This is a genomic window from Amycolatopsis thailandensis (assembly GCF_042723255.1).
GTDB lineage: Bacteria > Actinomycetota > Actinomycetes > Mycobacteriales > Pseudonocardiaceae > Amycolatopsis > Amycolatopsis thailandensis.
Window position 1 is genome coordinate 14,407 of record NZ_JBHXJK010000092.1, and the last position, 20,646, is coordinate 35,052.

Annotated in this window: 16 protein-coding genes; 4 read left to right on the forward strand and 12 right to left on the reverse strand. The window is 65.2% G+C overall.

The annotated features are described in order from the left end of the window. Positions 1-382: 382 nt before the first annotated feature. The gene (locus tag ACFWMR_RS29785) at positions 383-2,035 is read right to left on the reverse strand and encodes a DUF2079 domain-containing protein (protein WP_378380769.1); all 1,653 of its coding nucleotides are present in this window, start codon (positions 2,033-2,035) and stop codon (positions 383-385) included. A 124-nt stretch (positions 2,036-2,159) separates the two neighbouring features. Next, complete coding sequence (locus tag ACFWMR_RS29790; protein WP_378380771.1) at positions 2,160-2,822, reverse strand: hypothetical protein; 663 nt, start codon at positions 2,820-2,822, stop codon at positions 2,160-2,162. A 15-nt stretch (positions 2,823-2,837) separates the two neighbouring features. On the opposite strand from ACFWMR_RS29790, the gene ACFWMR_RS29795 reads away from it, so the two are divergent. Together ACFWMR_RS29795 and ACFWMR_RS29800 are read left to right on the forward strand one after the other, a co-directional pair. Continuing rightward, on the forward strand, positions 2,838-8,561 hold the full coding sequence (locus ACFWMR_RS29795) for a PA14 domain-containing protein (protein WP_378380772.1): 5,724 nt from the start codon (positions 2,838-2,840) through the stop codon (positions 8,559-8,561). After that, positions 8,558-8,992 (forward strand): hypothetical protein, encoded by a 435-nt coding sequence (locus ACFWMR_RS29800; RefSeq protein WP_378380774.1) that lies wholly within the window; start codon positions 8,558-8,560, stop codon positions 8,990-8,992. The genes ACFWMR_RS29795 and ACFWMR_RS29800 overlap by 4 nt, the downstream gene beginning before the upstream one ends. Positions 8,993-10,539: 1,547 nt before the next feature. Here the strand turns inward: ACFWMR_RS29800 and ACFWMR_RS29805 are convergent. From ACFWMR_RS29805 to ACFWMR_RS29845, 9 genes are all read right to left on the reverse strand, one after another. After that, a complete protein-coding gene (locus ACFWMR_RS29805) occupies positions 10,540-11,421 on the reverse strand; it encodes an SAM-dependent methyltransferase (RefSeq protein WP_378380776.1) in 882 nt (293 codons plus the stop codon). Positions 11,422-11,477: 56 nt separating this feature from the next. Then, positions 11,478-12,362 carry a helix-turn-helix domain-containing protein gene (locus ACFWMR_RS29810; protein ID WP_378380777.1) on the reverse strand — a complete coding sequence of 295 codons (885 nt, stop codon included), beginning with the start codon at positions 12,360-12,362 and terminating at the stop codon, positions 11,478-11,480. Between the two features lie 139 nt (positions 12,363-12,501). Beyond that, entirely contained in the window at positions 12,502-12,747 is a 246-nt protein-coding gene (locus ACFWMR_RS29815) for a DUF397 domain-containing protein (RefSeq protein ID WP_378380778.1), read from the reverse strand. 471 nt (positions 12,748-13,218) lie between these two features. Further along, entirely contained in the window at positions 13,219-13,446 is a 228-nt protein-coding gene (locus ACFWMR_RS29820; RefSeq protein ID WP_378380780.1) for a hypothetical protein, read from the reverse strand. Positions 13,447-14,650: 1,204 nt separating this feature from the next. Continuing rightward, positions 14,651-14,920 carry a hypothetical protein gene (locus tag ACFWMR_RS29825; RefSeq protein WP_378380781.1) on the reverse strand — a complete coding sequence of 90 codons (270 nt, stop codon included), beginning with the start codon at positions 14,918-14,920 and terminating at the stop codon, positions 14,651-14,653. 16 nt (positions 14,921-14,936) lie between these two features. Continuing rightward, positions 14,937-15,773 carry a hypothetical protein gene (locus ACFWMR_RS29830; protein ID WP_378380782.1) on the reverse strand — a complete coding sequence of 279 codons (837 nt, stop codon included), beginning with the start codon at positions 15,771-15,773 and terminating at the stop codon, positions 14,937-14,939. Between the two features lie 214 nt (positions 15,774-15,987). Then, a complete protein-coding gene (locus ACFWMR_RS29835) occupies positions 15,988-17,259 on the reverse strand; it encodes an RNA polymerase sigma factor (protein ID WP_378380783.1) in 1,272 nt (423 codons plus the stop codon). Further along, positions 17,259-17,627, reverse strand: coding sequence for a YciI family protein (locus ACFWMR_RS29840; protein WP_378278664.1), 369 nt, complete (start codon positions 17,625-17,627; stop codon positions 17,259-17,261). The genes ACFWMR_RS29835 and ACFWMR_RS29840 overlap by 1 nt, the downstream gene beginning before the upstream one ends. Before the next feature lie 47 nt (positions 17,628-17,674). Next, positions 17,675-18,313 (reverse strand): DUF998 domain-containing protein, encoded by a 639-nt coding sequence (locus ACFWMR_RS29845; protein ID WP_378380784.1) that lies wholly within the window; start codon positions 18,311-18,313, stop codon positions 17,675-17,677. A 202-nt stretch (positions 18,314-18,515) separates the two neighbouring features. Here ACFWMR_RS29845 and ACFWMR_RS29850 point away from each other — a divergent pair, with 202 nt between their 5' ends. Further along, a complete protein-coding gene (locus tag ACFWMR_RS29850) occupies positions 18,516-18,974 on the forward strand; it encodes a hypothetical protein (RefSeq protein ID WP_378380785.1) in 459 nt (152 codons plus the stop codon). 63 nt (positions 18,975-19,037) lie between these two features. Here the strand turns inward: ACFWMR_RS29850 and ACFWMR_RS29855 are convergent, their stop codons facing one another. Further along, positions 19,038-19,793, reverse strand: a complete 756-nt coding sequence (locus ACFWMR_RS29855; RefSeq protein WP_244199602.1) for a CPBP family intramembrane glutamic endopeptidase — start codon at positions 19,791-19,793, stop codon at positions 19,038-19,040. 358 nt (positions 19,794-20,151) lie between these two features. On the opposite strand from ACFWMR_RS29855, the gene ACFWMR_RS29860 reads away from it, so the two are divergent. Next, positions 20,152-20,337 carry a hypothetical protein gene (locus ACFWMR_RS29860; RefSeq protein ID WP_093933280.1) on the forward strand — a complete coding sequence of 62 codons (186 nt, stop codon included), beginning with the start codon at positions 20,152-20,154 and terminating at the stop codon, positions 20,335-20,337. Positions 20,338-20,646 lie beyond the last annotated feature (309 nt).

Genomic DNA, 20,646 nt, shown 5'->3' on the forward strand with positions numbered 1-20,646 from the left:
GGTGGGATTTCAGCAGATTTGGAGTTCTTTGCTTCCACGGCTGGACAAGCTGGGTGTGGTCGCAAGTCGGCTGGGCGTGATCTGTGTTCTCGAGTGGAAAGCCAGTGACGTCCACGGTTTCCCTCGCACTGCGCACCCTGGAACCGATGCGGTCATGTCAGACGGTGAACTTGAGGTAGAGCGTGGTGTACCCGACGGGAGTCCTGAGCCCGGCGCCGCATTGGTGTTTGGCGAGTTCGATCCGTTCGGGGCGTCAGGTGTACTCGTGGTCCGCTTTGGCTTCGAACGACCCGGTGTCTGCAGGCTGCCGTGGTCGTACACCCTCTTCTGGAAGGTCTTGAGTTCTTCCGACGGGACAGTTCCTGCGGTCGCCCGTTTGTCCTCATTTCTGTGGTTGCAGCCGGTAGAGCGAACCGGTCTTGACGGCGACCACTCCGCCGATCGTCGCACCTGCGGGTGCGACGGCTTGCCAAGCCATGCCTTCCGGCGCCGGGGTCGTCGTCTTGCTGACCGAACCCGGCAAGCCGATGAGGCCGCCGCCGATGACGATGTCGTTCTGGTCGACGACGAGGACGCAGTCGGCGCGTGTGCCGCCGATGGTGGCCCAGCCGCTGAGGAGGGTGTCTCCGGTCAGTGCGGTGCCGATTTCGCCGTGTGTGTCCCCGGGTTCCGTGCTACGGGGGAGGGGGGCCGGTGTGGGCAGGTGGCTGCCGAGTTCGGGGCCGCCGCAGCCGAGGGTGAAGGTGTCGTTGAACGGATACGCGCCGAGCGATCGGGCGGCGGCTGCGGCTGCGCGCTGGATGTGGAGGGCGTCGAGGACGGTGGGGGCGTCGACGCGCAGGGCGATGGCCGCGAGATTCAAGGGGCCGTAGTCGTGCCGGACGCGATCGGCCTTGGCGCCGCCGATGGCATGGGTGAGGAGTGCGACGGTCATGGTGGCGACGATCAGGTGGCGTAGAGGCCATTGTGGACGGTTGATGACCACCAACGCGAGCAGGGCACTGGTGGCGAGCGCGCCGATGATGACGTACCGGCTGATGAGTCCGACGTTGCCGCCAGGTGCCTGATCGGTCGTACGGCCCAGCGCCAGCATGCTCGCGAGCAGGAGGGAGTAGGTGGCGAGCGCGATCCAACCTGAGACTCGAGGACTTGTTTCGCGGACAAAGTAAACCAGTGCGGCGATCGTGAGCCCGCCGGCGATCACCGCGACGACGGCGACGTCGGCCGACCATAGCCCACCGAGCGCCGCGGCGAGGACGGACAGCCTGCCGTCGGGGTCGAACGCCGACGTGGCCAGGGAATGCTGCTCGGAGGGCTTGGTCAGAAACCATGTTACGACAACGAGAATCCCGATCGCGCCGGGAATCAGGACACGCGGACGGGAGTCCTTGCGAAGCCAGGCGATCAAGGCCAGGACGAACCAGATTGGCAGTGCCACGCCGAAACTGAGGCAGCCCAGCGCTGCGGCGGCAACTGCGGCCCAGCTCAGGCCACGATGTGCGCACGCGATTGCGAGCACGCAGAAGAAGACCGCGGGGATCCAGCTGATCCCGTTGGTGCCCTGCAGCCACAGTTCCGCCGCGTGGGAGCTGAACAGCAACCACGAGAAGCCCGCCAGGAGAACGGATTTTTTCGTGGTGGAGAGGGAATCCGGGAGCATCGAGTACAGGCAGACCACAATCCCGGCCACGAGCAGCACCGTGAGTATGGTCAGGATCCGGTTGTCCCCGCCGAACCACGCCGCGTCGGCCCAGAACACCAGCGATGGCAGGACGAAGGGCTGATCGAGGTGATAGGTGAACACCTGCCCGAGCAGCAGATCACCGTTGTCGTCGGTGATTTTCGCCAGGACATGCCAGTAATCGAGCAACACGTGCATTTTCGGAGCCCGTACGGCGGTGAACAGCGCCAGCCCGAACGGGAGGACGGCGAAAAGCCACAATGCGACCTGACCGGGCCGCCTCCACAGGCGGTGCTGCGTGGGGCCCGGGAGCTGGTCCCCGTCAGCGGGGCGAGCGAGGGCGTAGTGGTTCACGAATCTCCTGCCGGGGTGAGGTAGGCGCACAATCCGGAGAGTCGGGCGTTTTGCCCGATCCGGCGCCGAATGTGTGCTGACCAGTGTCTTTACGGGATCCGACGCCGCCTGGCAAGAGTGAGGTTCACCTCAGGTGGTGATGTAACGACCGCGTGTGGTCGCGACGATCAAACGGCTCGGTCGGGCGGGTCATTCCCTCGATCACGCCGCGGTCCCCGACAGACCGAGGTAAGGCTGCGTCGACGGCGTTCGCTGTCGTGATGAAGGGGTATTCGTGTTCCTGTTGCGCCGTGAGGTCGAAAGAACCCGGTGGATCAGAGCTGTGGTCTTCGCGCTGATCGCCGTCTTGCTGATCGGGAGTACCGAGGCGGTTTCGGCGCCGCCGCGCGCCGCGGCGGCCGAGCGGATCGATCCGCGTGACGTAGGCGTGCTGCCGTCCAAACCTGCTGCGCCGGTCACGCCACAGGCACCGTCCACGGCTGATTTCGGAGCCAGCACCCGGCTTGACGGCGGTGCGGGTAGTCATTTCGATCCGCAGCGGTCGAAACCGGTGTCGCGGTCGATGTTCGTCACCGAGTACGAGAATCCCGATGGAACCCGGTCGGTGCGGCAGTCGAACCAGCCGCTGAACGTGCAGGACGCTGCCGGGAATTGGCAGCCGGTCCAGACCACGTTGTCGACTGATCCCGCGACGAAGCGCGCCGGTGCGGATCAGCATCCGCTGAGCCCGTCGCTGGCGACGAAGGCCGACGACAGCGCGGTGCTGCAGGTCGAGTCCGGTGGGCACACCGCGAGCCTCGCGATGGACAAGGCCGCGGGCTCGACCGCCGCGGTGAAGGGCGACTCGGTCACGTATGCGGAGGTCACGGCCGGGACGGACCTGGAGTACGAGGTCACGCCGGGCGCGGTCAAGGAGACCATCAAGCTCAAGCGCCTGCCCGCTGATGGCCGGTCATCGTGGAAGTTCAAGCTCAACACCGGTGGCCTGACACCGAAATTGGAGAACGGCACCGTCGTCCTCGCCGATCAGGCTGGCATGGCGAAGATCGTGATGCCGCCGATCGAGACCTGGGATTCCGCGGGCGACGGCGAGACCGCGCCCGCGATGACCGGCGGCAGCTACACTCTCGAGCAGGCCGGAGCGGACTGGTGGCTCACCGTCGCCGTCGACGCGAACTGGCTGCGTGACCCCAAACGCGTCTACCCCGTCTACGTCGACCCGACCTTCACCTACGGGGTCAAGGAGTCCCACTCGTACCGCTCCGACGGCACGAACTGCGACGCCTGCGGTCTGCGGATCGGCAACAGCCAGGCCAAGGGCGACACCTACAACCGCAGTGTCTTCAACGTGGACTACACGCCGCTGTTCGGCAAGACCGTCGTCGGCGCCCGCATGGACCTGACCCGCAACACCAGCGTCGTCGGCTCGCTGAAGACCTGGAACGCGAACCTGCACCACGCGTCCGCGTTCAACTTCAACGGCGTCGGCGGTTACATGACCAGCGCCCTGGTCGGTGACGTCGGCAGCTTCGTCGGCGAAGGCCTGACCGGATTCATCCGCGACCGGGTCAACGCCCGCGACGGCTCGGTCTTCTTCATGCTGATCGGCGCCGAAAACGCCGGAACCTGGACCTACAAGAACCTCAACGCCACCCTGACCGTCGACACCGGCTCCCCGGCGCCGGCGGCCACGCTCCTCGCTCCGGCCGACGGCACCGTGTCGACCTCGCTCACCCCGACCTTGTCGGTGAAGCCGGTGACCGACCCGGACGGCGACGCGGTCAAGTACTGCTTCCGCATCGCGACCGGCGCCGACGCCAAATCTGGGGTCGTGGTCGAGTCCGGCTGCCTCTCGACACCGACCTGGACCGTTCCGGCGGGGACCCTGCAGGACGGCGTCGCCTACACCTGGCAGGCGATGACCTCCAGCGGCGGCACGACGATCACCCCGACATGGATCGGGCACTTGAAGGTCGACCAGCGAATCGGTGACCACGGCCCGTCGCCGACGGACGACGCCGGACCTGTCAAGGTCAACCTCGCCAACGGGAACGTGACGACATCGCAGGCGAGCCCCACGTTCACCACCGTCGGTGGTAACGCCGGCCTGAACCTCACCTACAACTCGCAGCAGCGTGACAGCAAGGGGCTGAAAGCCTCCTATTTCGCCGACCTGTCGCACAACGGCCTGATCAGTGACGCTCAGCAACCGGTACTGGTACGTACCGAGCCACAGGTCAATGTCGACTGGGGAGTCGAGTCGCCCTTCGCGCCCGCCTTGTCTCCGGACTGGTTCGTCGCTCGCTGGGAAGGGTTCTTCCAGGCTCCGGTCGCCGGCACCTACCAGTTCGCCGGTGTGCACGACGACGGCGCTGTCGTCTGGATCAACGGCGCGAAGGTCTACGACGTCGGTGTCCCGAGCGACGTGAACTGGACTCAGTCCACCGGCGTTTTACTCACCGCGGGCCAGCGTGTCCCGATCAAGGTCGAGAACGCCGAGGCAACCGGTGCGGCCAAGATGCGCCTGTTCGTGCGGACCACCGACAACACCACGGTCGCGCCGCAGGTCGTTCCCGCCGAGTGGCTCAGCACCAGCGATCTGCCGGTATTGCCGCAGGGCTGGACGCTTTCGGCTGACTTGGACGGTGACGGAACGAGCTACATCGAAGCGAAGGTCGCCGACCAGACCATCGTTCTGACCGATGCCAGCGCCGCGAAGCACACGTGGACCAAGAAGAGCACCGGCGGATACAAGGCGCCGGACAACGAAGATGGCGTGCTCGCCTTGGATTCGGCGGGCAAGGTCACCCTGACCGACAATGGCGATGTCTTCGTTTTCCGCTCGGACGGCAAGCTCGAAAGCCAATCCGCTACAACCGATTCGCGCAAGCCGGCGGCGCTTCAATATATTTATGACGGCGCGCCGTCCCGGTTGCGGGAGATCAAGGACCCGGTCTCCGGCCGGTCGCACGGGTTGCACTACAACCGTCCCGGCGATGATTGCTATGGCGGGGTCACCCCGCCTTCGGGCGCGCAGGCTCTTCCGCCGTCGCAGATGCTGTGTCGAATCAGCTACTGGGATGGAACCGAAACCCGTCTTTGGTATGTCGGAGGCAATCTGGGCCGGATCGAGGACCCTGGTTCCGAGATCACCGACTATGGCTACAACGCGACGGGGCTTCTCACCGGATTGCGCGGCAGTCTCGCGAACGACTGGATCGCCGCGGACTCGGCTAACCGGAAGAGCAGCGAAGCCGATCTGACCAACCAGATCACCTACGACACTGCCACGAAGCCGAAGGTCACCGGGTTCGCCGCGTCCGTACCGGCGCTTGGGCAGCCACGATCGACACGCTCGTACCGGTACGATTCGGCCAACCGACAGACCTTTGTGGACGTTGCCGGGCTTTCACCCGCGCCCGGTTATTTCTCGAAGGTCACCTATGACGATGCCGATCGGACCACGTCCACGACCGACGCCGCGGGCAAGACCACGACACAGGAATGGTCACCCAAGGACCTGGCGCTGTCGACGACGGACCCGGCGGGCCGCAAGACGACGACCGTCTACGACTACGCCGACCGCCCGGTCGATTCCTACGGCCCCGCTCCGACATCGTGCTTCTCCGGACTGCAACCGAAGTCGGACTGCCCGGGTGGTATGGCCCACGGGCACGACGGCTACGACGAAGGGATCAACGGTCTCGCTGTCAGCTGGTACGAGAACGACCAGCTCTCGGGCGCCCCGAAGGCGTACACCACAGGGTTGGGCACCACGGACGGCGCTTTCGTCAAGAACTGGAACAGCGCTGCCCCGACGGCCGGTGTGCCTGCGGACCACTTCTCTCTACGTGCCACTGGGGACATCGTCTTTCCCGTCGCAGGGGATTACACGTTGCGAGTGCTCGCCGACGACGGTGTCCGCGTGTGGGTAGATGACCAGATCGTGCTCGACGATTGGATCAACACGACGCCGAAATGGCGCCAAGCGGTGGTGCACAGCGACACGCCGGGGCAGGCCAAGCGCATCCGCGTCGACTACTACGAATTCGACTTGACCGCCCAGCTCGAGCTGCACTGGACGACGCCTTCAGGTGTTCAGCAGCCCGTGCCCGGAACCCAACTGCGCCCCCGCTACGGTCTGAAGACTTCCAGCACGGCGTCGGAATCATCCGGAGTGGCCGACAAGGTCGCCACCACGACGTTCGGCGACGCCGGAATCGATCCGGCATACGGCCTGGCCACGTCCGGTTCGGCAAACCCGTCCGGGCTCAAGGTCGGCGGCTCGGTCAGTTACGAAGCACCGGGTTCCGGCTATCTCCGCAAGACCGCCAAGACCATGGCGAGCGGTGCGAAGACAACTTACGAGTACTACGGGGACACCGAAACCCGGGTGAACCCGTGCGCGCCGGGCAGCGTCGCGATCAACCAGGGCGGTATGCCGAAGCGCACTCTTGCTTCCGCGCCGGCCGCCGGCAGTGCGAGGGTGGAGGAGCGCGTATACGACGCGTCAGGTCGGGTCGTCGCGGAGTCGACCGGCGGTGCGTGGACCTGCACCACCTACGATAACCGCGACCGGCCGCTGCAGGAGCAGATTCCCGCCAGCAAGGACGCGCCCGCACGAACTGTCATCCACGACTACGCGGTAGGTGGCGATCCACTTACCTCGTCGATCTCCGACGACAAGGGCACGATCTCAAGCACGGTCGACCTCCTCGACCGGGGCGTCGCGTACACCGACGCGAACGGCGTACGTACCACTACGTCCTATGACCTCGTCGGTCGCGCCGTCACGTCCACGGTGAACCCTCCGAACAAGGCCGATGCACCGCGCACGATGTCCGTCACCTACGACGACACGGGCAAGGTCCTCACCCAGAAGCTCGACGATGTCATGCTGGCATCGATCACCTACGACGCCGCCGGTGAACTCGCCACGGTCAACTATGGCAACGGCACTTCGCTGTCCTCGATTGCGAAGGACAACGGTGCCCGGCAGTTGGCTCTAGGCTGGAAGACGAGTGACGGCAAGTCGGTGGTGTCCCAAGTCGAGCGGACCGCGGCCGGCACCATCGTCGACGAGTCGCTCGGTGGCATCGATGCCAGGCCCAATGCGGCGAACTATGTTTATGACGCTGTTGGACGGCTCACCGAGGCCTTTGTCACCGGACATCACTACACCTATGACTACACGTCGACGGCGTCGGCGACCTGTCCGGCCGGTACCCAGGGCAGCGCCGGCCTCAACACCAACAGGATGCGGCTGCTGGACGAAACCACGGCCGGCACTGCTGAGACCCGCTACTGCTACGACGCGGCTGACCGCATCCTCGCGACCGAAGGTGCGAGCGCGCTATCCGAGTTCTCATACGACGCCAACGGCAATACGACCGGCTGGAAGGATGGAAGCGGCGCAACTACGACGCTGACTTGGGACGGGTCCGATCGGAACATCGGCATCGCGACAAGCGGTCCCAACGCCGCGGCCAACGCGACTATCGCGTACACGCGAGATGCGGTAAACCGCATCGTGCGCCGGGACCCTCGTGACTGCGACAGCAACACCGTCGTGCGCTATGGCTACACCAACGGCGAGGATGCCGCAGACCTGACGCTCGGCGCCGACGATCGATTGACGTCATTCACGCTGTCGCTACCCGGTGGCGTGCTCTATTCGGCCAAGGTCGGCTCGGATGGCGCGTTCACACCGTCCTTCGATCACCCGTCGATTCGCGGCGATCTGGTGTTGACCACCGACGCAGCCGGTCACCAGACCGGCGATCTCCGCACCTTCGATCCCTACGGCCAGCCGTTGACCGCGACCGGCGCGGTCGACACCCAGAACGTGCCGGACAACTCGCCTGGCGCGATGGACTACGGCTGGCTCGGCGAGCACCAGCGCGCCTACGAGCACACTGGTGCGCTGTCGATCGTCCAAATGGGAGCGAGGCCCTACAGCCCCCTGCTCGGCCGGTTCCTGTCCGTCGACCCCGTGGAAGGCGGCTCGGCCAACGACTACGACTACGTCGCGGGCGACCCGATCAACGCCACCGACCTCGATGGCAAGATGTGGGGTTGGCTCAAGGCCGCGGTCAACGTCGTCACCACGGTCGCCGAGTACGCGGCCTGGATCCCCGGGCCGATCGGGACGGTCGCCAGCGGCATCGCCGCGGTGGGCAACGCGGTCCAGGGCAACTGGGGTAAGGCGGCGATGTATGCGGCAAGCGCGGTCACTTTCGGCGCGGCTCGCTACGTCGCCGCGGTCGGAAAGGTCGTGCAGAAGTCGAAGTACTTCGGCGCGTCCAGCAAGTTGTTCGGCAGGCACAAGATCGGTATCTTGAACCGAAACGACAAGCTCAGACTCGGCTGGACATGGAAGGGCAACGCGCAAAAGGGGCATAACAGCCTGGCACTGCGAGTGGGATCGAAGCGTACCTTCTTGGGATTCCGTGGACGCTATGTGCGATGGCGTGGCAAGAAGATCAACGTCCACTTCCACTACCACATGGTCAAGGGAGGACGATGAACTACTCGCAGCCAACAGCCGACCCGTTCGTGGGAGCGCTCAGAACCGCTTACCGGGAGCTGATCGAGAGCGGGACGGTCTCCCTTACCATCGACCATGGCGATGCCGAGACAACAGTCCGACTCGAGCCGACCGTCTCGGGTGCACCGCGCCTGCAACTGCGCATGGCCGGACGCACCGGGGAACTGTTCCTCGACGACTTCGACCCATTCGAATTGGACGAGGCTTCGCCGGACGACGTCAGGGAGTTCGCGTCGTTCACACGAGCGCTGGTCGACGGGCAGCTTGCGCTGGTCTCCAGGAAGACCTTGCTCGGCTGGCGTCCAGCGGCAGTCGAATGGCCCGGTGGCCAATGGTCGCTTCCCGGGAACCCAGGCGTCGTGGGTTTACTTTTCCGGCCACGCAAGGAGAAAGTGCGGGGATACGCCTAAACCGAAGCTGAAGATAGAGTGAGGACCGGAAGGAACCGGTCCTCACTCTGTCGCGTGGGTCCGGTAGCACGCCGCGCGGACGTCGTCTCGATGTGACAGGCGCGCGCCACATCCGGCGGAGTGCCAGGCAATCGACGCCGATTTCGTCGAGAAGGTCGCGCTTCAGCGAAGTGCGGCTGCCGACGATGAAGTCGTTAGTCCGACTGTGGCGTCGTCGGGATCAATCCTGCTCGCGCTGGGACGACCGCTGCAGGAAACCTGGTTCCGACCCCACAACGGACCAACCCCGCCTGCGCGGGACGACACTAATTGACCTGGTTGTTTGAGGTAGCAGTATTTTCTGCTTCGAGGTTTGGCGAGGTCGATCTGTTCGGGACGTCGGATGTACTCGTGGTCCGCTTGGCTTCGAACAACCCGGCGTCGACGGAGACCGGGTGCCGACTGGAATCAGTTAACCGGAGGGTTCTTGGTTCGAGTCCAAGCAGGGGAGCGCAAGTCCGGGCCAGGTGGCCTGGGCTTTCTTCGTGTTTGGGGTCCAGGGGCGATTTTGACGCCCGTCCGGTGATCGACTGCGGACCGGTTCGGCGCTGGCCGTCGTTGCATCGTGGAGTGTGCTCCTGAGCTGGTGGTGCGATGCGAAAGCCGATCCAGAGCGCGCTGACCGCACAAGCGGTCGGTGGTCGGCCGCTGTGTCTGGCAGTGCGGACTGCGACCCTTCTGCTGTCGAAGGAAGATCAGCCAACGACTACGAATACGTCCTGGCCGATCCGATCAACAGGCTGGATCTCGCGACAGGTGTAACTGGTTCACGAACGCCGTGAGCTGGGTCGGCCAGAAGACCACACAAGCCGCGACCTGGGTCTGGAACAACCGCGGCACAGGCGCCAGGGTGCCAGCCACCGGAGCTTGCCTGGTTCCGGCGGTCGGCAGAGGAGCGCGCGGTGTCCTGCAGGCAGGTGCTCTCGCCATTCGCGCGCAGCAAGGCGGCGGTTGGAAGGCCACCTGAAAGGCCAACGTCGGTGCCCGTCCGGCGAAATTCGGGCGGATCAAGGCATGGCGGCAGCCCAAGACCCACACCAAGACGTGGAAGAGCCTGCGTTGGTGGCACAAGGGTGCGATCGCCGGTGTTTCTGGTGGAGCGCAAGGGCTGAGATTCTACGGCTGTCGGGCATGCCGCCACGGCTGCTGACGTCCATACCAAGGTCGGGGTGTCCGGGAGCGTTGACTACCAGCCACGCAGCCGTAGGTTCGGAACAAGGCTTGCTTGCCGGATTGCTGTCGATGGATATTCGACCTCGACACGGCAGATGATGCCGCACGACAGCAGGCGATCCAGTGGACTGGGGTCGGCGAATGCCAAAGATCGTTACAGCGTAAAGAAATCCTGGCCGCGCCATCGGCGGGTTTGGGCGTTCCCTCGGTGTCGCCACGATTGGTCCGCACGGCAGACCTCGAACACGTTTCCGGTGAGCCCAATCAGTCCGTGGAGCCCACGAAACGTCCCACTCGAAACGCCGACCCGCCTAAGGGACGCTATGCCGGGGTCGTCAGGTTTTCTTTTGCGCGACGCCGGCGAGGATGACGGATTCACTGGGATCGTTGAACTTGATGCTGATGTCGTGACTGCTGGCTTCTTCGGGGTGCCAGAGGGGGGTCCAGGTGACGCCGGGTGGGTGGAGGGTGAAGTTGCCAAAGAGGTCGGTGACTTCTTGGTGGGTACGCCAGATAGCGGGGCTGCTGAGGTTGTCGTAGAGGGCTTTGAGGTCGGCGAGCAGCTTGGCTTGGGCGGCGGGGACGTTGTCGTTGGTGGCGTGAGAGATGGCCAGGTAGGAATTCGGGGGGAGGAGTTCACGGTAGCGGGCGACGACGGTTGCGCCGATGTCATCGCTGTCGGTGTCGGGGTGCGCTGGGGGTTGCTGAAAATGCAGGACGGCGATGAGTAGCAGCGCGACGGGTTGGGTGAGGTCGAGGATGCCGGTATCGGCGATGGCGTCCCAAAGCCGGTCTGTGTCGCGCATGTCGGCGTGGATGGCAGTGTGCCGGTTTTCGTCGCCGTGTTCGCGCAGGATGCTGCGGGAGTGGGCGACGGCGATGGGCTCGTAGTCGACGTAGACGACCCGAGCTTGCCCGGGGGCAAGGCGATCGGCTACTTCATGGGTGTGGCCCATGGTGGGCAGGCCGGACCCGATGTCGATGAATTGGCGTATGCCGGCTTTGACGAGGTGTCGTACGGCACGGTGCAGGAACATGCGGTTGGCGAGGGCGATGGACTTGACCAAGGGATAGTCGGCGATCAGCTTGTCGGCGAACTGCCGATCGATTTCCCAGTTGCTGGTGCCGCCGAGGGCGTAGTCGTAGATTCGTGCCGGGCTCGGGTGTGTGAGATCGACACCTGGCGGGGGGAACTGTTCATCATTGGGCTCGGACACGGGGCGTGTCTCCTTCCGAGTCGTGGTGTCGAAGATGCGTAAGGTAGCTGTTCGGATCAGGTGGAGTGCGGTGGGCGTGCGCACGAGGCCGCGGCCTGCCGGAGTAGCGCGATCGACTCCTTGGGAGTGAGGGCGCTGTTGCGCATGGACTGCCAGGCGTCGAGGTGGTGAGGGACTTCCTTCTTGTCATGAGTGGTGATGCCATTGATCGATTCGTTGTAGGCAAAGTCCTGGTCGCCATCGTTGAACTGGAGCACATGGAAGTCGAGTTCGGCATACAGTGGCCCGTCGTCGAACGGGACGATCTGAATGGTGACCGATGGGTGCCGTTCGGCCAGGTCGATCATGTGGCGGAGTTGCTCGAGTGCTACCGCCGCCCCGCCGATCTTGCGTGCTCTGCGGAGCCGATCGACCGCGCTCTCGCTGATGATGAAGTGGTAGTCGCGGTCGGGGTGCTGTTCGAACAGTTTCGTGCGGATCTGCCGTTCGTGGACAGCGTCGTCGACGTCGGCGCGACCGCTCGCCAGAAACTGGTCGAGCATATAGCTTTCGCATTGCAGGAGCCCCGAGATCCGTTCACCGGTCCAGCTGTAGATCGCCTTCGCCTCCCCTTCCGCGGTGAGGATGTCGCGGAACCAGCCGGGCGTGGCGGCAAGCCGAAACTCCGCTCGTACCCGCCTCGCCTCGGCAGCTTCGTTGAGCGCCCGCATTTTCTCGGCGTCTTCTGAGGCGATCCCGAGTGTGGCGATGATCTTTTTCAGTTCTGCCGGCCGGATCTGCAGGGCGGCGCGTTCGATCTTGCTGACGTTCGGTTGTGAGTAGCCGATAGCGTTCCCGAGATCCTGCTGGGTCAGTCCCCGCGCACGCCTCTCGGCGGCGATCATGCGACCGAGTTCACGCTGTTGGGTCGCGACTGAAGGCGGTGGAGTGAAACGAGCCACGAGATTGCGTCGTCCAATCGGCGGTGAAGTACTCCCCAATTGTAGGACACGATGTGGCTTCTTTCGCCAGAAAGTGGCACGTCAATTGAGGTCATCAGCCGTTTGGGGCCGGTGAAACCACGTGAGAACCTCCTGCGCGTTACTCCCTGTGGTCGCGCCTGAACTGCCCCGCGTTGGCTGCTTCGAGGAAGCGTTCCCACTCCTCGTCGTCGAAGACCAGGACCGGGGAGCCGGGGTTCTTGCTGTCGCGGACGCCCACCAGGCCCCGGCTCCCTAGATTGACCTCGACGCAGGAGCCGGAGTTGGGTCCGCAAAGACGTGGGCGCTGCCATCCCAGATCAGCGAAGGCCCCGTTGACGTCGAAAGGTTCGTAAAACCTCATCACTGCCCCCTCGTCAAGTGCTTCTGAAATGTTGGACTATTCCAGTTCCAGCGTCGGACTTGAATATTCCAAGCGCAAGGGTGCGGAAGGTGATCGGCGGGTGCATGACAGCATATTCACCCGAATGGGGCTCGTGTATCGAGCAGATACTCGTGCTGACGCACGAGCGCGGTTATCCAAATATTTGTGGGCGCTAACCAGATTTTTGTCGAACACTGGGCGGGTGCGTAGTGGTTCTGGCCCGAGCCGGCGGCCCGCGATTCGCCGGCCCGGCTGATGACTGGCGGGCTCCGTCTGTTGCGTGGCCGCGCCGGAAGTACAACTTCCCGGTGTGGCGCTGCCGGGAGCATGCGCGGAGGCGTAAAACATCGACGTGCGCGCAACGGTAAACAGCCGACGAGGTCGTGCTGAACTGAAGCAGGGCCGGTTCCGCGGCGGCATGCGGATGCGGAACCGGCCCAAGCCGTCGCCGGGTCAGTTCTTTCGGTCCGTTTCCGAGGTTCGGACGTCGCGTCGGCGGCCCAGGACAACAGCCAGTAAGACGCTGACGATCGTGGTGGGCACCGCGCCGATGCCGGCGAGCACACTGCGCGCGCTCAAGACGACTCCGGCGAGCACGAGCGTGAGTAGCACGCTGGCCAGTAGTAACGCCCGCAATGTTCTGGCCGAACTGTCCACGATGTCACCGATCAGCTCGATCACCGAGGGCACCGGTCGACGATGCGCGCCCCGCGCCCGTCGTGGCACCGCGGCCGCAAGGATGGGCGACTGTCGACAAAACTTCGGAACGTCATCGGTGATGATGATCGTGACCCGCGTCGGATCCGGGCCCGGTCGGGTGGTCTTCAGCGGCCGAGCCGGGTCGCTATCCCTTTCGTCTGGCTTAGACGGCGGGACAGCCTCTAACATCGGCATGTTGTCAATTCCTTCGTTCACTAGCTGTTGGGCTGGCAACATAGGCGCGACTCCCTTGTCGGAGGGGGTCGCGCCGTTCTATATCGGGAGGAAGCGAATCGGCACCAGAATCAGATCGGCTGCCTCTGGCGACATGATGGCACCCCCTGATCTTTTGATGCACGCGGGAGCGAGCTCATTCATGGAGGATTTTTGCGCAATGCGCAAAGATATGCGGCGCTCGTACTGAATGCAATTTTCAGACATGAAGATGATTCATAACTCGATCGAGTGAAAGTAGCTTTTAGAAGGTTGCGTTTAGTTGTGATTGGACCCCCGTTTTCATGGTGTGGAGTAACTCGAACGAGTCTCGGTGACGCTGTTGTTGCGAGCAGGGACTGAGAGCGGGAGAGCGGGAGTGCTTATGCACGTGCATCTACCCATGCAGAGTAGTTGCTTCGAGTGCTCAGTGTGTACGTGTGAGGGGAACCGTGAATATTCCAAGGTGTGGCGAAGCCGCCGGAGGAACTGCCGGCGGACGGAGTCGATGTCTCGTCGTGGGCGCGAGTCGCCGCTGGTAGACGCGCGGGGCACGCCGGATGCGTCGGCTGTGGACGACCCCGGAAAGCCGCTCGACGGCGGACTGCAACCGGCAAGGACACACTCCGCGGGATCGAGGAGTCCCGGATGAGTGCGAGAGAATGCCGGTCATCCCGCTCGACCGCTGATAGAGCTATTCGGTGTGGTCCAACGGGGTTCCGGGCTTGTGGCGGTGCAAACCGGAGCAGGTAAGGTCGGCCGTACCATGCTCCGCGTGCCCGAACCCCTCGCGCTCGACGTCGAGGACACCGACCTGCGGAACTCCCGTGTCGGCGTCGTGCGTAAGGGCAGTGCCGGACATCGTCACCTGGGACCGAGGCGGGCTCGCCGCCCGGCTGCTCGCCCGCTGACTCGGCGACCGTACCCGTGGCCCGCTCTTCCTCACCGTCCGCGCGGCGAAAGCTCGGTCGGTTCACTCGATCAAGGGGCACGTCCGCGACGCGTCCGCTTCGGTGGTCCCGATGGTGAATCCGAGCCGCACTTTCGCTGTGCGCGCACCGCCCCCTTGCACATGGACGCCGAGCGCGGTGCAGACGATCTGATCGATTCCCAGCGGCGACACCTCTCTGCGCGCCTGGGAAAGGTGGGCGGAGTAGACCTCGATTCCCAACGGGGTGCGGGTTCCGTCCAGTGTGGTGATCATGACGGGGGTACCGATCACCAGCCACGGGACGCCGTCCACGCTCAGCCGCTTTGAACTACTCGGCGTAGCGATGCCCTCCGAATTCGGCCAGCGCCCTGCGCACCCGCCCCAGCAGTTCCGTACCCGCCGAGGCCACGTATAGCCGGGCCATGATGTGGCCGTCCGAGGTGGAGTCTCCCCGCTTCTCCAAAGTACTGACCTGCGACGCTTCGAACTCGGATTCCGCGTTCCTGAACTGCACGATCAGGATGTAGAAGGCGGCCTGGGTGGAGGACACGAGCCGGACGCGTTCCAACAGCGGCCAGGGAATCGTGAACGACGTGTCGCCGTAGCGGATACGGCGTTTGTCGATGATGGTCAGGCCCTCGTCGTTGACGATGAGCAGATCCTTGCCACCCGGAGCGGCCAGCCAAGCCAGGAAGGCCACCAACGCGGCCGCGCCCGCAGCCAGCAGAAAAAAGGTCATCGGGGACCTGTGGACCGCGGCCCGAGTGGCACTGTCGAACAAGCCGATCACGACGACCGGGACGATGATCGCGGCGAAGCCCTGGCCCGCACCCTCGGCCGCGTGGGACAGCCGGTTCGCGGTTCTGATGCGGCGCGTGGTCAGCTCCACCATCACCGTTCCCGGGTTCCTCGCCACCGTGCCGGTGTCGGGGAGGTGCGCTTGTCCTGAATCGGCCGCCTCAGTTCCCCGGCTCGGGTGGATTGTCGAATCGCCGCTGGCGCCGGAGTGGTTGGTCAGGGCCAGGACGAGGGTCGGGACCGCGATGATGAAGGAGCCGGCACCGGCTATCCAGGACAGCATCTCCAGGTTTCCCGCGAGCAGCAGAATGGCCGCCATCGCCGCGCACGCTGCGGCGGCCGAGATCCCTACCCACGCTCTCCGCATGACCTCACTCTGCCGTATCTCCGGCGGACTACGTCCTGCTTAGGCGCTGGTCGGATCAGACAGCCGACCGATACTGCGCGGCCCACCCGCGTGAAGGTGTTCGACACTGACGCAGCAGGTTTGATAGCCGCGCAGGTGACCGAGCCGCCGACGTCGGACTGCGACCGGCACTGAGGTGCTGGAGACCGTCCAGAAGGCGTCGGCTCCCCAGGACTCACGTGGCGGTTTCGCCCTGACGCCCGATCTGTTCGAGGAGGTAGCGGCGTTCGGCGTCGTTGGCGGTGAGTTCGGCGGCGGTGCGGTATTCGGCCGCGGCTCGATCGTGGTCGCCGAGGCGGTCGTGGAGGTGGGCGCGGACAGCGTGGGTGCGCTGGGTGACGAGAGGGTCGTCGGTGAGATCGTGCTCGCGGTCGAGTTGGTCGAGGAGGGCGAGCCCTCGGCGGGGGCCGAAGGCTTCGGTGACGGCGACGACGCGGGCCAGGCGTACGGGAGCGGTGGGCTGAAGGCGCTCGAGCCAGAGGTAGAGGGCGGCGATCTGCGGCCAGTCGGTGGTCTGCGCGGATGCCGCTTGCGCGTGCGTGGACGCGATCGCAGCCTGGAGCTGATAGGGGCCGACGCGCTCTTGTCGCCAGGCATCGTCGATGAGCCGCCGCCCCTCGGCGATCATGCCCTGATCCCAGCGAGAACGGTCCTGCTCGGGCAGGACGATGAGCCGGTCGTGCGGGTCGGTGCGGGCGTCGCGGCGTGCATCGGTGAGCAGCATGAGCGCGAGGAGCCCCGCGACCTCGGCCTCGTCGGGGAGAAGGGTGTGGAGCATCCGGGTGAGCCGGATGGCTTCGGCGGTGAGGTCGATGCGGGTGAGGCGGTCGCCGGCGGTGGCGGTGTAGCCCTCGTTGAAGATCAGGTACAGAACCCGCATCGCGACCGCGACGCGGCCGGCGAGGTCGTCGTCGCGGATGTGGAAGCGGGCGCCGGATTTCTTCAGGGTCTGCTTGGCGCGGCTGATCCGGGTGCCCATCGTGGTCTCGGCCGCGCCGTAGGCGTGCGCGATCTCCTCGGTGCTGAGACCACCGACCGCGCGCAAGGTCAGGGCGACCTGGGAGACCTCGCTGAGGGAAGGGTGGCAGCACAGCAACAGCACCTGCAGGCTGTCGTCATGGCCGATGACGACCGGGGCGGGCTGGGTGGGGTCGACGAGCACGGGATCGGCGTAGGCGGCGTCTTCCTCCCGGCGACGGGATGCCCGTTCGGAGCGGATCAGGTCGATCATCTTCCGGTAGCCGACGCGGATCAGCCAGCTGCGCGGCTCGTCCGGGATCCCCTCGCCGGGCCAGCGCTGGACGGCGACGAGGAGGGCCTCCTGCACGGCGTCCTCGGCGAGCTCGAACCGGCCGAACCGCCGCACAAGCGCCCCGAGCACGTGCGGCGTCTGCTCGCGCAGTACGTGCTCGACGCGCCGGGGCGGGGCCTGTGCCGGTCCGGACATCACGCGAAGTCGTCGCCCATGATCGGCCGGATTTCGAAGGGCTCGCCGAGCACCTCGACGATGCGGGCGGTGATGTCGCGGGCGCGTTCGAGACTGGCGACGTCGATGATGGCGAAGCTCGCGAGCACCTCTTTCAACTCCGCGAACGGGCCATCGGTCGCGGTGACACCGGCGTCGGTCTTGCGGACGGTGACGGATACCGCCGGGTGACCGAGTCCCTCGCTGAGGACGAACTCACCGGTCTCGCGCAGCTCGGCTTCGAACTTCTGATACGCGGCGAACGCGTCCAGCGCCTCCTGGCTGGGCGCGTCGGCGGTGGCCGCATCCCATGCCTCGGCGGGCGTGTAGCTCAACAGCAGGTACTTCATGATCGTGGCTCCTCAACGGCACTGTCGTGTTTGCACGCTAGTGGTGGTCACGCCGATCGGCGCAGGACGAGGGCGTGAACCGTGACCCAGGTATAGGCGATCAGCCCGGTGATCGCGATCTGGATGCTCGACTCGGTGGGAGAGGTCGGCAGCAGCAGTACGAGCGCGACCAGTCCGTTGCCGACCGCGGGCCGGACGTCACGAGCGCGGACGTGACGCACCAGCAGGGTGACGCATGCCCCGGCGAGTGCGACGAACGACAGGGCCGCGGCGGCGGTGTGCACGATCGAGTGCCACGACATCTCCACGACGCCGGAGGGGGCGCCCTCGGGGAAGCTGTTCTGCGGGTCCATCGTGAACAGGCCCGCGACGACGAATCCCGCGCCGAAGACCGTCAGGAAGATCGGCACCAGGCGCCGGCCGACTCCCTGGGTGACGAGCCGGCGATGCGCGACGGCGAGGGCGATCACGCCCAGACCTGCCAGCACGAACGTAACCTGCTGGATCCAACCCGGTGTGCCGGTGGAGAGCTGGCTGAGCGGGTGGACGCCGATGTCGAACCCGGGCCGCGTCAGCGCCTGCGTCGCGGACGAGACGTAGAAGAAGGGCCCGGCAAGGGCCGCGGCCGCTAGCAAGGTCCGGGTGCGCGGGCGGTTGACCTGCCCGGTGTGGGTGGGCGTGTTCACGATGTGCTCCGTATCGGTTCGGTGTCGCCCCGATGGGGCGGCGTCGCCGGTACCTCGGAGCCGGGCAACCCGCTTCGACATGCCGCCGAGAAATCCTTCCTCGAACTTCTCGGGCGAGACGTGTCGAGAACCGCCCGCCTGCTCCGAGGTACCGGCGAGCGCGACCTGAACCGCGGTCGCACCGACAGATACGGAGCACACCGTGACCGAGAACACCAGCGCCGAGGAGCACGGGCAGGACACCCCGGCCAAGCCCAGCGAATGCCTCCGCGCCCTCGACCGGCTCGTCGGCACCTGGACCGTTTCGGGCGGTGCCACCGGCACCGTCCGCTACGAGCCGGCGCTCGGCGGATTCTTCCTGATCCAGCACGTGGACCTGGAACAGTACGGCCAGGCCGTGACGGGGTTCGAGGTGATCGGACACCTGCACCCCTTCGGCGAGCCGGTCAGCGAGGAGGTCGCGTCCCGGTTCTACGACTCGCAGGGCAACACCTTCGACTATGTCTACGAACTCGACGGCGACACCCTCACCATCTGGGCAGGCGCCGCAGGCAGCCCCGCCTACTTCCGCGGCACCTTCACCGACGGCGGCACGGTCATGACCGGCGAGTGGGTCTATCCCGGCGGAGGCGGTTACACCAGCGTCATGACCCGGCAGTAGCTGACCCGCGCGTGGCGCCGCCCGTCCCTCATCCGGTCGGCGTCACGCCGGGACGTACGGGAATCACACGAGGTTCAGCGCCAGCGCGAGAATACCGCCTGCCGTCGAGATCGCGGTCGAGCCGACGTGCATGCCGATCGAGAGACGGATGTCCTTCTTTTTCCATACGAACCAGGGGCCGGGGAAGAAAAAGATCAGCTTCGACACGAACGTCCACGGGGCCCAGAAGTGGTACAGCGAGAACAAGACCGTGGAGAGTATCGGCGCACCCGTGCCGAGGTGGGCGATGCGGGGCATGAGGAACCCGCGGAAGTAGAACTCCTCGATGAGCGGTAGCGAGATTCCGGTCAACGGCAGGCATATCGCCAGTGTGCCGAGGATGACCGAGCGGTCGTTGCCCGCGAGGTAGGTAGTGGCGCTGCCGCCCGCGTCGGCGAACGGGAGCCAGGTGAAGAAGTGGTCGAAGAGGAAGTTGTCCAGGGGGATGAGCGCGATCGAAAGCACCATCATCCACAAGAACAGGGGGATTGCCAGGGCGGCGACCTTGCCCCGGGACAGCGGCTTGCCGGTGTAGTGCAGCACGCCGCGCAAGGAGAATCGGCCGTTGTTCTTGTACCCCAGCCAGTACAGGCCCGCCATGAGCGGTCCGAGAACCAGGCACAGCGCGATCGCCCAACCCAGGAACACCGGATAACCGTTGGCCAGGACGAACGGCTCGGTGATCAGCAGATAGGCCGCGACGATCAGGGCGCCGGGGACCAGGTGCAGAGCGATGGACAACGGTAGCGAGTGCCGGTCGGCCAGCAGGCGCCTTGCCATCCCGTACGGGGGAGGGGATTCTCCTGCGGCTGTGGGCTTCTGCGTGTCATTCATACCGACGCATGGTGGCCGGAGCATCTGACACGGCACTGACACCGCCCTGACATGACCTTCGGCGAACTGATGAGCCTTGTCGTCGAAGGCTTCCTTTCGGAAGTCACACGGCGGCCGCGACCGGGCCTGCCGACGGTTGCGGCGGTCAGGTCGGGTTCGTTTGACCGTTCTCATGGGGGTGGGCACGGCCCAGGCGCCGGCAGCGGGCTCCCTGTCCGGCGTGCGAGCTCGCACCTGTTCGGTTGAGCGCGATGCCTTCTCCGCGTTATATAGAAGATTCAACACCGACGAAGGAGAAGCCTCCATGCCGCAGCAGATCATTGAGGCGTACCGCGCACGTTCTTCAGCGGAGATCGCCTCCGAGATCAACGAGACCTTGAAGAAGAATAAAGGCAAGCTCCGGGTGGACTCGATCGCCATGAGTGAGGTGGCCCCGCCCGGGAACGCCGCCTGGGTCAATGCGCTGGTGGTCTTCGAGTACATCCAGTGAGTTATTTTGAGGGGCAAGGCAAATGTGGCGCGATCGAGTCTCCTGCCGGGCAAGGCTTTCGCGGCCCGCCTGAACTGGCTCGCGAGAGCAGATCGCGACCTCGATCGTCCACATGAGACACTTATTTCAGTTGGAGCGCCCGTTTTGGGCACTTTGTGTGGCTTTGCGAACGGGTCGTGAGTGGTGTTTCGGGTTCTATTGAGGGGTAAGGCAAAGGTGTCTTGCTGGAGGTGATGTCCGTGAAGGCCTCCTTGAGGGACCCTGGGTCCCTCAAGGAGGCCTTCACGGACTTTGCGTTCGGGTGACATG

Excerpts from the sequence above, each read along its gene's own strand:
- ACFWMR_RS29830 (WP_378380782.1), bottom strand. The coding sequence starts at position 15,773 with ATGCGGAGAGCGTGGGTAGGGATCTCGGCCGCCGCAGCGTGCGCGGCG.
- ACFWMR_RS29860 (WP_093933280.1), top strand. The coding sequence starts at position 20,152 with ATGCCGCAGCAGATCATTGAGGCGTACCGCGCACGTTCTTCAGCGGAG.
- ACFWMR_RS29795 (WP_378380772.1), top strand. The coding sequence starts at position 2,838 with ATGGACAAGGCCGCGGGCTCGACCGCCGCGGTGAAGGGCGACTCGGTC.
- ACFWMR_RS29855 (WP_244199602.1), bottom strand. The coding sequence starts at position 19,793 with ATGGCAAGGCGCCTGCTGGCCGACCGGCACTCGCTACCGTTGTCCATC.
- ACFWMR_RS29840 (WP_378278664.1), bottom strand. The coding sequence starts at position 17,627 with ATGAAGTACCTGCTGTTGAGCTACACGCCCGCCGAGGCATGGGATGCG.
- ACFWMR_RS29800 (WP_378380774.1), top strand. The coding sequence starts at position 8,558 with ATGAACTACTCGCAGCCAACAGCCGACCCGTTCGTGGGAGCGCTCAGA.
- ACFWMR_RS29835 (WP_378380783.1), bottom strand. The coding sequence starts at position 17,259 with ATGTCCGGACCGGCACAGGCCCCGCCCCGGCGCGTCGAGCACGTACTG.